Genomic DNA, 15,492 nt, shown 5'->3' with positions numbered 1-15,492 from the left:
GCGTGACCGACCTGGCCGCCCGGCCCGCCTCGCGCTGGCCCGACCTGCGCAAACGCGCGCTCTCCGCCATGCTGCTCGGGCCGGCAGCCCTGCTCTGCATCTGGCTCGGGGCGGAGGCCTGGACGGCGCTGATGGCCGCCGCCGTCGCCCTGCTGGCCTGGGAATGGGTGCGGCTCTGTGGCTTCTCCACCAAGCGCCCGCCGGGGATGGTGGTGCCGGTCGCGGTGCTGCTGGCCGGCGTGCTGGCGGTGGGCGGGGCCTGGAACTGGGCCTTCGCCGTACTGGGCTTCGGCTTCCTCGGACTTTGGGCGGTGGCCGAGCCGCCGCGCTTCCGCCGGGCGGTGCCAGGCTTCTGGCTGGCCTTCGGGGTAATCTATATCGGCCTCGCCGGCGTCTCCCTCATCCATCTCCGCGGCGATGCGGTGGCGGGGCTGCGCAACGTCATCTTCCTCTTCCTGATCGTCTGGTCGAGCGATATCGGCGCCTATGCCGCCGGCCGGGCCTTCGGCGGGCCGAAGCTGGCGCCGGCCATCTCGCCCAACAAGACCTGGTCCGGGGCGCTAGGCGGGCTCGTCTCGGCCATGGCGGTCGGCGTGCTCTCGGCGTATGTCATGGAGCCGGCGACGGTGCCCCTTCCGCGGGTGCTGGCGATCGCCGCCATCCTCGGCCTGCTCTCGCAGGCAGGGGATCTGTTTGAAAGCTGGATCAAGCGGCGCTTCAACGTGAAGGATTCCTCCCGCCTCATCCCCGGCCATGGCGGCCTGCTGGACCGGCTGGACGGGGTGATCTCGGCAGCGCCCGCCGCGGCGCTGCTTGGCGTGCTGCTGGGCCCTGGGGAAGCCTTATGGCGTTGAAGCGCATCACCGTTCTCGGCAGCACCGGCTCCGTCGGCCGCAGCACAATGGCCTTGCTGGAGGCGGCGCCACCCGGCACCTTCGCCGTCGAGGCGCTGGTCGCCGGGCGGGACGTGACGGCGTTGGCGACGCAGGCCAGGCGCTTCGGCGCGCGGCTGGCGGTGGTGGCCGACCCGGCCTGCCATGGCGTGCTGCGCGAGGCGCTGGCCGGCAGCGGCATCGAGACGGCGGCGGGGCCGGAGGCGGTGGTCGAGGCCGCCGCCCGGCCGGCCGACTGGACCATGGCGGCCATCGTCGGCGCCGCCGGGCTGCGCAGCACCCTGGCCGCGCTTGGCCGCGGCGGCACGCTGGCGCTGGCCAACAAGGAGAGCCTGGTCTGCGCCGGCGAGATCGTACTCGCCGAGGCCCGCCGCTCGGGGGCCACGTTGCTGCCGGTCGACTCCGAGCACAACGCCATCTTCCAGGCCCTCGACACGCGCGACCCGGCGGTGATCGAGAAGATCGTGCTGACCGCCTCGGGCGGGCCCTTCCGCAATGCCGACCTCGCCACCATGCGGGCGGCAACGCCGGAAGCGGCAGTGCGCCACCCGGTCTGGTCGATGGGCGCCAAGATCTCGGTCGACAGCGCCACCATGTTCAACAAGGGGCTGGAGCTGATCGAGGCGGCGCGGCTCTTCCCGGTGCCTGAAGAGCGGATCGAGATCTTGATCCATCCGCAATCGACCGTGCATGGCTTGGTCCAGTATGCCGATGGCTCGGTCCTCGCCCAGCTCGGCTCGCCCGACATGCGCACCCCGATCGCCCATGCGCTCGCCTGGCCGGAGCGGATGGCCGTCGATATGCCGCGCCTCGACCTCGTCGCGCTCGGAAAGCTGGAATTCTTCGCTCCGGATGCGGTACGATTCCCTGCTCTTCGGCTGTGCCGGGCGGCGTTGCAGGCAGGGCAGGGCGCCACCACCATATTGAACGCCGCTAACGAGATCGCGGTGGCGCTGTTCCTCGATCGGCGGCTTGGCTTCCTCGACATCGCCGCAGTGGTGGAGGAGACGCTGGCCGCCCTCGGCAACCCCGCCATCGACGGGCTGGAGGCGGTGCTGGCCGTGGATGCGGCGGCGCGTGAGGAGGCCGGACGGCTCGCTGCGACGCGCGCTGCGGCCTGAGCAGGAGCGACGGTGTTGGAATCCTTTGGCTATCTCTGGAACATGCTGCCGGCCCTGCCGCGTACGCTGATCGCCTTCGCCGTCGTCCTCGGTGTCCTCGTCTTCGTCCATGAGATGGGCCACTACCTCGCCGCCCGCTGGCGCGGCGTGCATGTCGATGCCTTTTCCATCGGCTTCGGGCGGCCGCTGCTCCAGGGGCGCGACCGGCGCGGGACGGAATGGCGGCTCGGCTGGATTCCGCTCGGCGGCTACGTGAAGCTGCATGGGCAGGAGACGCCGGAGGATGTCTCCCCCGAGGTGCGGGCGAACTGGCAGTCGGGGCGGACCTTTCACGAGAAGTCGGTGGGCGACCGTGCCATCGTCGTCGCGGCTGGGCCGGTCGCCAATTTCCTGCTGGCCATCCTGCTCTTTGCTGGACTCTTCATGACCATCGGCCAGCCGGTCGGCGGCACGGGCATCAACACCGTGGTCGAGGGCTCGGCCGCGGCGCGGGCCGGGCTGCTGCCGGGCGATGCCATCCTCTCGCTCGACGGGCAGCGGGTCAGCCGCTTCGAGCAGGTGCAGCGCTACATTCAGCCGCGGGCGGGCCAGCCGGTGGCGGTCGCCATCACCCGCGACGGGGCCGAGCAGACCGTGACCGTGACGCCGGATGTCAGAGACAATGGCAGCGGCCCGGTCGGCGTGCTCGGCATCCAGGGCGGCGCCTCCCGCTTCGAGCGGCTGGACCCGTTCTCCGCCGTCGCGGCCGGCGCCGTGCAGACGGCCGACATCACTTGGCAGACGCTGAAGGGTATCGGCGAGATGCTTGCCGGCGAGCGCAGCGCCAAGGAACTCGGCGGGCCAATCCGCATCGCCGAGGTTTCGGGCGAGGCGGCCTCGCTCGGCCTGTCGCCGCTGATCAACCTGATGGCGCTGCTCTCGGTGAGCCTCGGCCTGCTGAACCTCTTCCCCATTCCGCTGCTGGATGGCGGGCATCTCGTCTTCTATGCGGCCGAGGCGGTGCGCGGCCGGCCGCTGCCGCCGCGGGCGCAGGAATACGGATTCCGGGCCGGATTCGCGCTGCTGGTCTCGCTCTTCCTCTTTGCGTCCTGGAACGACATCGCCGGCGGGGCGATCGGGCGCTGGGTCGCGGGTCTCGTAGGCTAGGCTTTTTTCCGTCTGCGATGCGCCAGCTAAGTCTTTGAGTGGATTAGTAGCGAAGGCGCGAGGTGTGGGGTGGCGGTGGCGAGGGTGCGCGGCTATTCTCCGGCCGCTCGCTGAACCCCAACGTTACGGGCCCGCACTTTGCTCCCTTCCTTCCGTGTCCTCCTCGCTGCCACCGCCTGCATCGCCTCGGGTCTGATCCCGTCGGCGGCCGAGGCCCAGACCCGCCCAGCGGAAGGGGCGCGCGCCCGGCAGCAGCAGGCGCAGCTCCAGCCGCGCGCGGCGACGCGGCGCGCGGTGCCGGCCCGGGCGCCGGCGGCGGACGGGATCGTCCAGGCCGTCGACGTCACCGGCAACCAGCGCATCGAGGGCGACACCATCCGCTCCTACATGCTGCTGCAGCCGGGCGATCCCTTCGATGCCGACCGGCTCGACCGCAGCCTGAAGTCGCTCTACGCGACCGGCCTCTTCAGCGACGTGCAGGTCCGCCGCGAGGGCGGCCGCGTCCTTGTGCAGGTGACGGAGAACCCGATCGTCAGCCGCGTCGCCTTCGAGGGCAACCGCAAGGTCTCGGACGACGTGCTCAGCAAGGAGCTGCAGCTCCGTTCGCGCTCCGTCTACACCACCCAGGCGGTGCAGGCCGACCGCCAGCGGATCATGGACCTCTATGCCCGCCGCGGCCGCTTCGCCGCGACGGTCGAGCCGAAGATCATCCAGCGCGACCAGAACCGCGTCGATGTCGTCTACGAGATCCAGGAAGGCGAGGCCGCCCTCGTCGCCCGCATCAACTTCGTCGGCAACCAGTCCTACTCGGACAGCAAGCTGAAGGAGATCGTGGCGACCAAGGAACAGGCCTGGTACCGGCTGCTCTCCACCTCCGACCAGTTCGACCCGGAACGCCTGGCCTTCGACCGCGAGCTGCTGCGCCGGTACTACCTCCGCAACGGCTATGCCGATGTGCAGGTCACCAATGCGACGGCGGAGCTGGCGCAGGACCGCACCGGCTTCTTCGTCACCTACTCGATCGACGAGGGCGTTCGCTACCGTGTCGGCAAGGTGGAGGTCGTCTCCAACCTCCGCAACCTCGACGCGGCGAGCGTCCGGCGGCTGGTCGATCTCTCGGAAGGCGACTGGTATGACGGCGATGTCGTCGAGCGTACCGCGCAGGCGATCCAGGATGCCGCCAACCTTCGTGGCTTCCCCTTCGTCGACGTGCAGCCGCGCATCACCCGCAACCGCGAGGACCGCCGGGTCGACCTGACCTTCGAGATCAACGAGGCGCCGCGGGTCTATGTCGAGCGCATCGAGATCAACGGCAATACCCGCACCCAGGACCGCGTGCTGCGGCGCGAATTCCGGCTCGCCGAGGGCGATGCCTTCAACGCCGCACAGATTCGGCGGAGCCGGCAGCGGCTGCGCGACCTCGGCTACTTCTCCGACGTGCAGATCACCTCGACCCCGGGCAGCGCGCCGGACCGGGCGATCCTCAACACCCAGGTCGCCGAGCGCGCCACGGGCGAGGTCTCGATCGGCGGCGGCTACTCGACGGATGCGGGCGCGCTGGCCGATGTGGGCCTGCGCGAGCGCAACCTGCTCGGCACCGGCATCGATGCGCGCATCAACGGCACCATCGCGCAGCGCCGCAGCCAGGTCGACATCTCGATCACCGACCCCTACTTCCTCGACCGCAACCTCGCGGCCGGCGTCGACATCTTCTACGTCCAGCGCAACCTGCTGAACATCGCCTCCTACCGCGAGGAGCGGCAGGGCTTCACCCTCCGCATGGGCTATGCCTTCAACGAGCGGCTGCGGCAGACCTGGGCCTATACGCTCACCAACCGGCGCATCACCGACATCGCGCAGGGCGCCTCGCGCTTCATCCTCGAGCAGCAGGGGGCGACCCTGCTGTCGCAGATCGGCCAGACGCTGACCTACGACCTGCGCGATTCGATCGTGGATCCGCGTCGCGGCGCCGTGCTCCGCCTCGGCACCGACTTCGCGGGCCTCGGCGGCGACGTGGCCTATCTGCGCGCCCGGCTCGACGGCACCTACTACGTGCCGCTCGAGTCCTGGCTCGGCGATCCGGACTACCTGCTCTCCATCTCCGGCAGCGTCGGCTATCTCGAGGATCTGTTCGGCAAGCAGACCCGCATCATCGACCGCTTCTTCCTCGGCGGCGAGAATCTCCGCGGCTTCCGCATCGCCGGCGCCGGACCGCGCGACATCAATACCCGCGACAGCCTCGGCGGCCGGTTCCTCTGGACGCAGACGACCGAGTTGCGCTACCCGCTGCCCCTGCCGGCCGAGCTCGGGCTCGTCGGCCGCGCCTTCGTCGATGTCGGGTCGCTGTCGCAGAGTGCGAGCGGCCCGGGCGTCGTCGACGATTCCTCGCCGCGGGTCGGTGCCGGTGTCGGCGTCTCCTGGCGGAGTCCCTTCGGCCTGATCAATATCGACATCGCCCAGGCGGTGGTGAAGAAGTCCTACGACGAGACGCAGATCTTCCGGTTCGGCTTCGGCACCCGGTTCTGACCGCAGCTTGTGACCCCGATCATCTGAACCCTGGGATTTTCCTGCCTATGCCAGCCTTCCGCGCTTCGTCCGCCCTTCTTCGTTCGGCCTCGGCCCTGGCGATCGCCGCCCTGGTCGGGGGGCCGGCGCTGGCCCAGCAGCAGGATCCCGGCTTCTTCATCCCCGGCGGCCAGCGGCCCGCCCAGCCGCCGCAGCAGCCGCGGCCGGCCCAGCCGGCGCAGCAGCAGCAGCAGCGTCCGGCCCAGGCCCCGGCGCGGCCGAGCACCCAGGCGCCGGCCCCGCTGCCGCCCGGCCAGCAGCCGCCGGATGCCGTCATTGGCATCGTGGACGTGCCGGAGATCCAGCGTGTCTCGACCGCCTTCAACCAGGTGCGGGACGAGATCGAGCGGCGCCGCCAGCGGCTCAACGACGACCTCCAGCGTGAGCAGAACAACTGGCGCGAGCAGCAGCAGCAGCTGGCCAACCAGCGCGCATCCCTGCCGCCCGACCAGCTGCGCGAGCGGGAGCGGACCTTGCAGGACCGCATCACCGACAGCCAGCGCATCTTCCGCGAGCGGTCGCGCGCCATCGAGCAGGCAGCGCAGCAGGCCCTGCAGGAGATCGAGCAGGCGCTCGGCGGCGTGATCCGGCAGGTGGCGGCGAGCCGCAAGGTGAATTTGGTGCTCCCGCGGCCGCTGGTGATCTTCAACGACCCGCCCTTCGACCTGACCGAGGAGGTGGCGCAGCAGTTCAACCGCGTGCTGCGCAACGTCACCATGCCGCCCGACGCCGCCGGCGGGGGCGAGGCCCCGGCCGCCCAGGCACCGGCCCGTCCGGCCGCGCCGGCGCAGGCGCCTGCCGCGCAGCAGCGGCGCTGATCCAGGGGGGCGGCCGTGGCGGTCGATCCACGTTTCTTCGCTTCGGCCGGGCCGCAGGTGCTGGCCGATATCCTCCTCGCCGCCGGCGGGCAGAGCGCGGGCGACCCGGCCCGGGCCTTCACCGGCGTCGCGCCGCTGCAATCGGCCGGGCCGGGTGAGGTGAGCTTCCTCGACAACCGGAAATACCTGCCGGCGCTCGTCGCAACGAAAGCCGGCGCTGTGGTGCTGGTCCCGGCGCTGGCCGGGCAGGTGCCGGACGGGACCATCGCCATCACCGCGGCTGCGCCCTACCTCGCCTTCGCCCGGGTCGCGGCGCTGTTCCACCCGGCGCCGGCGCCGGTGCCGGGGGTGCATCCAAGCGCCGTCATCGGCGATGGCGCGGTGATCGGGGAGGGGTGCGAGATCGGGCCCTGCGCCGTGATCGGCGCCGGGGCGACCATCGGTCGCGGCTGCATCATCGGCGCCCATGCCGTGGTCGGGCCGGGGGTGGAACTCGGCGAGGGCTGCCGGCTGCACGCGCATTGCAGCATCAGCCATGCGGTGGCCGGGCGCGGCGTGGTGCTGCACCCCGGCGCGCGGGTCGGGCAGGAGGGGTTCGGCTTCGCGCCGACGCCGGAAGGCGGCTTCCTCACCATGCCGCAGCTCGGCCGTGTGCTGCTCGGTGACTTCTGCGAGATCGGTGCCAATAGCTGCGTCGATCGCGGCAGCCAGGGCGATACGGTCATCGGGCCGGGCTCGCGCCTCGACAACCTGGTGCAGGTCGGGCACAACGTGCGCACCGGCCGGGGCTGCATCATCGTCGGCCTGGCTGGTATTTCCGGTTCGTCGACGCTTGGCGACTATGTACAGGTTGCCGCCCAGGCGGGTATTGCCGGCCATCTCGAGATCGGCAGCGGCGCCCGCATCGGCGGGCAGGCCGGGGTGATGAACGACGTGCCTGCCAAGACGGATGTCATCGGCAGCCCGGCCTGGCCGGCCCGGGAGTTCTGGCGCGCGATCGCCCGGCTGCGGAAGATGGGCGCCGCGCCAGGCGCCAAGGACGAGGGGAAGGCAGGTTAAGCGATGGATGCGAACGAGGCGAGGGCGGCGGAGACCGCCGGTCCGGTCGGCGAGGAAGGGCGGGTCGAAGCCTTCGACATCGCGCAGATCATGCGCGCCATCCCGCACCGCTACCCCTTCCTGCTGGTGGACCGCATCGTCGAGGTGCGGAAGAACCACTCCTGCGTCGGCATCAAGAACGTCACCATCAACGAGAACTTCTTCCAGGGCCACTTCCCCGAGCATCCGGTGATGCCGGGCGTGCTGATCGTCGAGAGCATGGCGCAGACCGCGGCCGTGCTGGTGGTCGAGACGCTCGGTCCCGCGGCGCGCGGCAAGCTGGTCTATTTCATGTCCGTCGAGGGCGCGAAATTCCGCAAGCCGGTGGGCCCCGGCGACCAGCTCCGCATCCATGTCAACAAGGACCGGCAGCGGGGCAATATCTGGAAATTCGCCGCCGAGGCGAAGGTCGACGGCAAGGTCGTCGCCGAGGCGACCTATACCGCCATGATCCTGGATCGCTGAGGCCTTGGCGCAGATCCATCCCAGCGCGGTCGTCGCACCCGGCGCCCAGATCGCCGACGATGTCAGCATCGGCCCCTTCTGCCAGATCGGCCCCGAGGCGGTGCTGGAGGCAGGCGTCGAGCTCGTCTCCCATGTCGTCGTCGATGGCGCGACGCGCATCGGCGCCGGCGCCCGAATCCTGCCCTTCGCCTCCATCGGCACCCCGCCGCAGGACACCAAGTACAAGGGCGAGCCGACCCGCTGCGAGCTCGGCGCCCGGACCCTGGTGCGCGAGGGCTGCACCATCCACCGCGCCTCGGTGGGCGGTGCCGGCGTCACCAGCGTCGGCGCCGGCTGCATGCTGATGGCCCAGGCGCATGTGGCGCATGACTGCATCGTGGGCGAGGGCGTCATCCTCGCCAACAACGTGATGCTCGGCGGGCATGTGCATGTCGGCGACGGCGCCTTCATCGGCGGCGGGGCGGCGGTGCATCAGACGGTGCGGATCGGCCGGCTGGCGATGGTGAGCGGACTTGCGGGCGTCACCAACGACATCCCGCCCTTCGGCTATGTCTTCGGCCTGCCGGCCCGGCTGGTCGGCTTCAACAAGATCGGCCTTCTGCGCCGCGGGGCGAGCCGCGACCAGCTCCGTACCCTCCGCGTCGCCAACAACCTGCTCTTCAAGGACCCCGGCGAATTCGCGGCGAAGCTCGCCCAGGCCGAGGAGCGCTATGCGGATGAGCCGCTGGTGATGGAGATCATCGCCTTCATCCACGACGCCAACCGCCGCCGCCAGCTCGTCCGGCCGGGGCGGATGACCGCGCCCGAGCTTGGCGGCGTGGACGAGGAGAACGGGGACGGCCAGTGACGGCCGGGCGATGAGCCCCGATCCGGGCCCACTCGGCCTCATCGCCGGAGGCGGTCAGATGCCGCTCCGGGTAATCGCCGCCGCCCAGGCTGCCGGCCGGCAGGTCTTCGCCGTGGTGGTGGAGGGCTGGGCCGAGCCGGCGGATTTCAGCCATGTGCCGCATGTCGTAGTGCGCGTTGGCGCCGGCGGCTATGCCATCGAGCAGTTCCGCGCCCATGGCGTCCGCCAGATCGTCATGTGCGGCAGGGCGCAGCGGCCCTCCCTCATGGCCATCCGGCCGGATGCCGGCATGGCCCGCATGCTGGTCCGGGTCGGCATCGCGGCCTGGCAGGGGGATGACGGGCTGCTGAAGGCCGTGGTCCGCATCTTGGAGGAGGACGGGTTCGAGGTCGTCCCCTCCCAGGCCATCGTCCGCGACATCCTGCCCGAGCCAGGGCTTCTCGGTGCCACGGCACCCGGGGAACTGGCGCGGGGGGACATCCGCCGGGGCATCGCCGTGGTGCGGGCGCTGGGGGCTGCCGATGTCGGCCAATGCGCGGTGGTGCAGCAGGGGCTGGTGCTGGGCGTCGAGGCGATCGAGGGGACCGATGCGCTGCTGGCGCGTTGCGCCGGGCTCAGGCGGGAGGGGCCCGGCGGGGTGCTGGTGAAGCTGGTCAAGCCGGGGCAGGATCGCCGGGTGGACCTGCCGACCATCGGCCCGGTGACGGTTGCCGGCGCCGCCGGGGCGGGGCTGGTCGGCATTGCCATCGAGGCACGCGGCACCATCGTGGTGGACAGGCCCGCCACGGTGGCGGCAGCCGATGCGGCCGGGCTCTTCCTGCTCGCACTCGACCCTGACGAATTCCTCAAGGAGACGACGCCATGAGCAAATTCCTGCACACCATGATCCGGGTCGGCGACCTCGACCGCAGCGTCAAATTCTACACCGAGCTTCTGGACATGAAGGAGCTGCGCCGCCGCGACGTGCCCGATGGCAAGTACACCCTGGCCTTCCTCGGCTATGGCGAGGGCAATGCCGAGGGCCAGGCCGAGATCGAGCTGACCTACAACTACGGCACCGAGAAGTACGAGCAGGGCAATGCCTTCGGCCATCTCGCGGTCGGCGTGCCGGACGTGGCGGCGACCTGCGAGAAGGTGCGGGCCGGGGGTGGCCGCGTGACGCGCGAGGCCGGGCCGGTGAAGTTCGGCACCACGATCATCGCCTTCGTCGAGGACCCGGACGGCTACAAGATCGAGCTGATCCAGCGCTAGAGCGGCCTCCGGTCGCACCGGCTCACGGACCCCATTCCAGCTTGGTGGTTCAGCGAGCGAATTACCCCGCTCAGGTGATGCCGCCTGAGCGGGGTTCGCTCTGATCCAGCCGGGGGTTGCTCGTCGCCCTGGCGAGCGCCTCGGCATCGAAGGGCTTCTCCAGGCGGGGCAGGGCGCCCTCGCCCTCGCCCGGCACTTCCGCATAGCCGGTCGCCAGCAGCACCGGCAGGCCGGGCCAGTGCTGGCGGATGGTGGCGGCGAGCTGCACGCCGGTCATCCCCGGCATCGCATAATCGGTGATGACCAGGTCGGCGGCGCGGCCGGCACGCAGCAGCTCCAGCGCCTCCGGGCCCGAACTCGCCTCCAGCACGGCATGGCCGAGATCCTCCAGCATGGCGCGGGTGCTGGCGAGCACCAGCGGATCGTCATCGACCAGCAGCACGGTGCGCCGGACGGTGGGGCTGGGCGGTGCGGCGGGGGCAGGGCTGGGCGGTGCCTCCGCCGCGGCCTCGGCCGGTGCCCGGGGCAGCCAGAGCTCCGCCTCGGTGCCGATGCCGGGGACGCTGCGCAGCAGGAACTGCCCGCCCGAGCCGAGTGCCAGCCCCTGCACCATCGGCAGGCCGAGCCCCGTCCCCTTGCCGGCCGGCTTGGTGGTGAAGAAGGGCTCGGCGGCGCGGGCGAGGGTCGCATCGTCCATCCCCTCGCCGGTATCGGCGACGGAGAGCACGACATAGGCCCCGGGCGGCAGGGTATCCGCCTCCGGCTCCGCCACCCGGCCGGTGATGGTGATGGTGCCGCCGCCCGGCATCGCATCCCGCGCATTGACCACGAGGTTGAGCAGGGCGAGCTCGAGCTGGTTGGGATCCACCCGCACGGGCGGCAGCTCCGCCGGCAGGCGAAGCTGGAGCTGGATGGCGGCGCTCAGCGAGTTGTGCAGCAGGTCGGCCATGCCGCGGACCAGCCGGGGCAGCTCCACCCGCTCGGGCTGGCTCGGCGTCCGGCGGCCGAAGGCGAGCAGGCGGCGGGTCAGCCCGGCGCCGCGCTCCGCCCCGGCCAGCGCGTTGTCGATCAGTTGCCGGGCCTTGGCATCCTCCACCGGCAGGCGCTTGCGGAGCAGCTTCAGGCTGCCGAGCACGGCCATCAGCAGGTTGTTGAAGTCATGCGCGATGCCGCCGGTGAGGTGGCCGACCGCCTCCATCTTCTGGGCGTGGAAGAGATTGGCCTCGGTGGCGCGGTGCTCGGCGATTTCGGCGGCGAGCCGGGTCCTGAGCACGGCAAGGTCTATCCGCAAGCGGATCATCGCATCGAATTGCAGGCCGAAGCCGCGGGCCGACACCGCCAGCACCGCGATGAAGGCAAGGAGCAGCAGGGCCTCCACCACTCCCTGGCTGCTGCCCTCGATCATGCTCCGCAGCACCAGCGGCAGCCCGGCCGGCAGGATGAAGGCGAGCACCGTCGGCCGATGCGGGTAGTGCAGCGCGGCCGCCCCGGCGCACATGCCGCCGACCAGGAAGATCCAGAACAGCCGGTAGGTCTCGGTCTCCGGCATCAGCCAGGCGGCGCCGCCGCCCCAGGCCAGGCCGGAAGCCAAGCTGCCGCCCAGCAAGGCCCATCGCCAGTCGACGGCATCCTGGCTGGCCGAGGCGCGGTAGCGTCGCCAGGTCACGAAGCGAAGGACGATGATGCCGAGCGTCGCCAGCAACCAGGACAGGGCCCGCCAGTCGCCGCGCTCGAGGATGATGAGGCCGGCGGCCAGGCTGGCATTCACCAGCGTCGCCGCCAGCGCCACCGGCGCCTGGGCGAAGACCGCTCTGACACGCTCGCATTCGAGCTCCGGCATCATGGCCATCAGCGCCCGCCGCCGACCCTGGGCCGCATCCCGCCACCTCCTGTTTCGCTACCATTTTAAGCTTGCACCGGCGCCAATGCGAGGCCACGCCCAAATCCGTGATCGGAGCCCCGCCTTGCCGCTGCCCCGGCCGGCCCCTACACCCCGGGCCGAGACAAGGGGGACCCGCTCTGCCGATGCCCGCTGATCCTTTCGGCCTCCTCCGCGATCTGGCGGAGATGCCCGAGCGTGGCTTCCGCAACCTGATCGGCCAGCCCCGCATCCGGCTCGCGGTCACCGGCCTGACCCGGGCGGGGAAAACGGTCTTCCTCACCGCCCTCGTCGCCAACCTGCTGGCCGCCGGGCGGGGGCGGCGGACGTTGCCGCTGCTGGAGCAGTCGGCGGGGGGGCGGCTGCGCGGGGTGCGGCTGGTGCCCTCGGCGAGCGAGGCCCTGCCGCGCTTCGACGTGGAGGCGCATCTGGCGGCGCTGGCGGCCGATCCACCGGCCTGGCCGGGGCGGACGGAGGATCTCTCCACGCTGCAACTGACCCTGGAGCTCGAACGCGGCAGCAGCCTCGGCAGCATGGTGGGCGGGCTGATCGGGCACCGGACGGTGACGCTGGAGCTGCTCGACTATCCGGGCGAATGGCTGCTCGACCTGCCGATGCTCGACCAGGCCTATGCCGCATGGTCGGCCGAGGCGCTGCGGCGGCTGCGCCGGGCGGAGGCCTCCGAGGCAGCCCGGGCGTTCCTCGCCTGGGCCGAGGCGCTGCCGGCCGGGGCCGCGGCGGACGAGACCCTGGCCCGACGCGGCCACGCTCTCTATCGCGACGCCCTGCGGGACTGCCGCGACCGGCTCGGCTTCCGCTTCCTCCAGCCGGGGCGGGTGCTCAACCCGGGTCCGCGCGGGGAAACGCCGCTGCTCTGGTTCTTCCCCCTGCCGCATCCACGCGGCGGCGGCCTTGCGGCGCTGCTGGCCGAGCGCCACGCAGCCTATGTCGCGGCGCAGCGCGCGGAGTTCTTCGAGCCCTTCTTCCGCCGCTTCGACCGGCAGGCGGTACTGGTCGATGTCCTCGGCGCGCTGCACGCCGGGCAGGCCGCCTTCGAGGATACGGCGGAGGCGCTGGCGGCCATCGCCGGCGCGCTGCGGTATGGCGGCGGCTGGCTCGACTGGCTGACCGGCGCCGGCATCGCCCGCATCGCCTTCGCCGCCACCAAGGCCGACCACGTCCCGGCCCGGCAGCGCGATGCGCTGGCGGCGCTGCTCGGCCATCTGGTCGCCGGGCCGCAGGGCAGGGCGGGCGAGGCGGGCGTGCCGACCAGCGTCCACGCCCTCGCCTCGCTCCGCTGCACCGAGGATGACGTGGCGGTGCTGGACGGCCGCCCCGTCGCCGCCGTGCGCGGCCTGCTGCTGGCGAACGGACGGAGCGCCAAGGTCTATCCCGGCGAGATTCCGCTGCGGCCGCCGGAGCCGGGCTTCTGGGAGCATGGCTTCTTCGAGATGCCCGAATTCCAGCCGCCGCGGCTGGACGCGGCGGGCGGCTCGGGCGTTCCGCATCTCGGGCTGGATGCGCTGCTGGCGGCGCTGATCGGAGATCTGCTGTGAGCGATGCGCCGAAGGGCCCGCGGGTGATCCTGGAGGAGCCGGCGCCGCGGCTCGATTTCCAATGGGAGCAGGCGGTGGTGCCGGTGGCGGCGCCGGTCCCGCGGTCCCGTTGGTCCGGCCTCGGCCGCGCAGCGGCGGGGGCGGCGGTGCTCGGCCTTGGCCTCGCGGCGCTGGATGCGGCGAATTTCGTCGTCGATCAGTTCGGCCGCGGTCCGGTGCAGGGCTGGGCGACGCTCGGCGTGGTGGGGGTCGGCTTCGGTCTGCTGGCCGGCGGCGCCTGGCGCGAGCTGCGGAGCCTCGCCGCGCTGCGGGCCGTGGACCGGGCACGGGCCGCCTTCGCCCGGCAGGACCTGGAGACGGCGCGGGCCGAGGCGCTGCGCTGGGCCGGCAGCGTCGCCGAGGCGGCCAGCCTGCAACCCGCCCTGCGCCAGGCCGGCAGCACGGAGGAGTTGCGCGCGCTGCTCGAAGGCGGGCCGCTGCGGCTGCTCGATGCCGAGGCCGCGGGGCTCGGCCGGGTGGCGGCGGTGCAGGCCTTCTCGATCACCGCGGTCAGCCCCTCGCCGGGGCTGGATGCGTTGGTCTTCGCCTGGCGCGGGGTGCGGCTGGTGCGGCAGGTGGCGGCGCTGCACGGGCTGCGGCCGGGCCTCGCGGGGACGTTCGCCCTGCTGCGGCGAACGCTGTTCGACGCCGCGACCGTCGCTGCGACGGATGTGGCGGTGGATGCGGCGGCGCGGGCGCTGCTCTCCAACAAGCTGCTGGAGCAATTCGCCGGCGAGGCGGCGGCCGGGGCGGTAGCGGCGCGGCGGATGCTGCGCCTCGCCCGCGTCGCGGCGGAGGCCTGCCGGATCGTCCCGCCGGCGCGCTGACTACCCCTCGACCGAGAGCAGCTTGTCCCGCAGGGCGATGACGCGCTGCTTCAGGTCATGGACGGCCTTCATGTCGCCGCCGAAGACATGTTCCACCCAATCCGGATGGAGCTCGCAGGCCTTGTCGTGCAAGGCGCGGCCCTGATCGGTGAGGCGGATGCGCACCTGCCGCTCATCCGCCGTGTCGCGCTCGCGCCGGATGTAGCCGAGAGCCTCCAGCCGCTTCAGCATCGGCGTCAGCGTGCTCGATTCGAGGAAGAGCTTGTCGCCGATGGCGCTGACGGTGCGGTTGTCCTCCTTCCACAGCACGATCATGACTAGGTACTGCGGATAGGTAAGGCCGATCTTCTCCAGCATCGGCTTGTTGGCGCGCCCGATCGCTTGCGCCGTCGAGTGCAGCGCGAAGCAGAGGAACTCGTTCAGATCCAGGCTCGGGCCGGTCGGTGTCGATTCGCTCATGGCTGCATCCCCATCTGAAGGGTGACCCTTACCTCACCAAATGAATATCGCGCGATTTAATCGCACATGAAAGACCCGCATGGCCGATATGCGGATATGTCTATCGTGTGCGACCTAATCGCCCGCTACATAGCCTCCCAACACGGCGCCGGTTGTCGGTGCCTGAAGGAGACTTAACCATGTTCCGCAACGCACTGATCGCCTCTGTGGTGCTCTTTGGCACGGCCGGTGCCGCGCTGGCCCAGGACAATGGCCCCCGGCTGATCGGCGGCGGCGCCGATGGCGGCCCGCGGGTCGAGTATGCCGAGCCCAGCCAGAACGTCGTCGGCGGCGGCTATGCCCGCATCACCGGCGAGGCCAGCAACCGCAGCGTCGCCTATTCCGGCCCGACGGCGGGCCAGCCCGTGACCGGCTATGTCGCCCGGCTCGTTGGCGGCGGCCGTGAGCAGGCCCTGGTCTATGCCCCGGTCCAGGCCGGCAGCCCGACCCTCGCCGAGCGCACCACCGACCGCATTGGCGGCTGACGCC

General features: G+C 71.5%; 15 protein-coding genes. 13 read left to right on the top strand and 2 right to left on the bottom strand.

The annotated features are described in order from the left end of the window. Nucleotides 1-2: 2 nt before the first annotated feature. The 10 genes from EP26_RS01210 to gloA all read left to right on the top strand — a co-directional run bounded on the left by EP26_RS01210 (nt 3) and on the right by gloA (nt 10,204). Nucleotides 3-854, top strand: coding sequence for a phosphatidate cytidylyltransferase (locus EP26_RS01210; RefSeq protein WP_043335103.1), 852 nt, complete (start codon nt 3-5; stop codon nt 852-854). Continuing rightward, nucleotides 845-2,014, top strand: a complete 1,170-nt coding sequence (dxr, locus tag EP26_RS01205; RefSeq protein ID WP_043334837.1) for a 1-deoxy-D-xylulose-5-phosphate reductoisomerase — start codon at nt 845-847, stop codon at nt 2,012-2,014. Before EP26_RS01210 ends, dxr begins: the two co-directional genes overlap by 10 nt. Before the next feature lie 15 nt (nt 2,015-2,029). Further along, nucleotides 2,030-3,160 (top strand): RIP metalloprotease RseP, encoded by a 1,131-nt coding sequence (gene rseP / locus EP26_RS01200; protein ID WP_408735086.1) that lies wholly within the window; start codon nt 2,030-2,032, stop codon nt 3,158-3,160. Between the two features lie 138 nt (nt 3,161-3,298). After that, complete coding sequence (bamA, locus tag EP26_RS01195) at nt 3,299-5,686, top strand: outer membrane protein assembly factor BamA (protein WP_043334835.1); 2,388 nt, start codon at nt 3,299-3,301, stop codon at nt 5,684-5,686. A gap of 47 nt (nt 5,687-5,733) precedes the next feature. Next, nucleotides 5,734-6,543 carry an OmpH family outer membrane protein gene (locus EP26_RS01190; protein ID WP_043334832.1) on the top strand — a complete coding sequence of 270 codons (810 nt, stop codon included), beginning with the start codon at nt 5,734-5,736 and terminating at the stop codon, nt 6,541-6,543. 15 nt (nt 6,544-6,558) lie between these two features. Then, nucleotides 6,559-7,602 carry a UDP-3-O-(3-hydroxymyristoyl)glucosamine N-acyltransferase gene (gene lpxD, locus EP26_RS01185; RefSeq protein WP_043334829.1) on the top strand — a complete coding sequence of 348 codons (1,044 nt, stop codon included), beginning with the start codon at nt 6,559-6,561 and terminating at the stop codon, nt 7,600-7,602. 3 nt (nt 7,603-7,605) lie between these two features. Further along, nucleotides 7,606-8,106, top strand: a complete 501-nt coding sequence (gene fabZ, locus EP26_RS01180; RefSeq protein ID WP_043334825.1) for a 3-hydroxyacyl-ACP dehydratase FabZ — start codon at nt 7,606-7,608, stop codon at nt 8,104-8,106. 4 nt (nt 8,107-8,110) lie between these two features. Continuing rightward, nucleotides 8,111-8,953 (top strand): acyl-ACP--UDP-N-acetylglucosamine O-acyltransferase, encoded by an 843-nt coding sequence (lpxA, locus tag EP26_RS01175; protein WP_052388658.1) that lies wholly within the window; start codon nt 8,111-8,113, stop codon nt 8,951-8,953. Nucleotides 8,954-8,963: 10 nt separating this feature from the next. Next, entirely contained in the window at nt 8,964-9,818 is an 855-nt protein-coding gene (locus EP26_RS01170; RefSeq protein ID WP_043334823.1) for an LpxI family protein, read from the top strand. Beyond that, complete coding sequence (gene gloA, locus EP26_RS01165) at nt 9,815-10,204, top strand: lactoylglutathione lyase (protein ID WP_043334821.1); 390 nt, start codon at nt 9,815-9,817, stop codon at nt 10,202-10,204. Before EP26_RS01170 ends, gloA begins: the two co-directional genes overlap by 4 nt. Before the next feature lie 70 nt (nt 10,205-10,274). On the opposite strand, the gene EP26_RS01160 is transcribed toward gloA, so the two are convergent. Continuing rightward, the gene (locus EP26_RS01160) at nt 10,275-12,053 is read right to left on the bottom strand and encodes a response regulator (protein ID WP_052388657.1); all 1,779 of its coding nucleotides are present in this window, start codon (nt 12,051-12,053) and stop codon (nt 10,275-10,277) included. Nucleotides 12,054-12,229: 176 nt separating this feature from the next. Between EP26_RS01160 and EP26_RS01155 the strand changes: the two genes are divergently transcribed. Then, entirely contained in the window at nt 12,230-13,639 is a 1,410-nt protein-coding gene (locus EP26_RS01155) for a YcjX family protein (protein WP_052388656.1), read from the top strand. Continuing rightward, nucleotides 13,636-14,505 carry a DUF697 domain-containing protein gene (locus EP26_RS01150; protein ID WP_043334819.1) on the top strand — a complete coding sequence of 290 codons (870 nt, stop codon included), beginning with the start codon at nt 13,636-13,638 and terminating at the stop codon, nt 14,503-14,505. The genes EP26_RS01155 and EP26_RS01150 overlap by 4 nt, the downstream gene beginning before the upstream one ends. On the opposite strand, the gene EP26_RS01145 is transcribed toward EP26_RS01150, so the two are convergent. Further along, entirely contained in the window at nt 14,506-14,964 is a 459-nt protein-coding gene (locus tag EP26_RS01145; RefSeq protein WP_043334817.1) for a MarR family winged helix-turn-helix transcriptional regulator, read from the bottom strand. It abuts the gene before it with no gap. Nucleotides 14,965-15,143: 179 nt separating this feature from the next. Between EP26_RS01145 and EP26_RS01140 the strand changes: the two genes are divergently transcribed. Continuing rightward, nucleotides 15,144-15,488 carry a hypothetical protein gene (locus EP26_RS01140; RefSeq protein WP_043334815.1) on the top strand — a complete coding sequence of 115 codons (345 nt, stop codon included), beginning with the start codon at nt 15,144-15,146 and terminating at the stop codon, nt 15,486-15,488. Nucleotides 15,489-15,492: the final 4 nt, after the last annotated feature.

This window comes from Belnapia moabensis DSM 16746 (assembly GCF_000745835.1).
Lineage (GTDB): Bacteria > Pseudomonadota > Alphaproteobacteria > Acetobacterales > Acetobacteraceae > Belnapia > Belnapia moabensis.
This window is presented reverse-complemented; position numbering and strand designations above follow the sequence as displayed.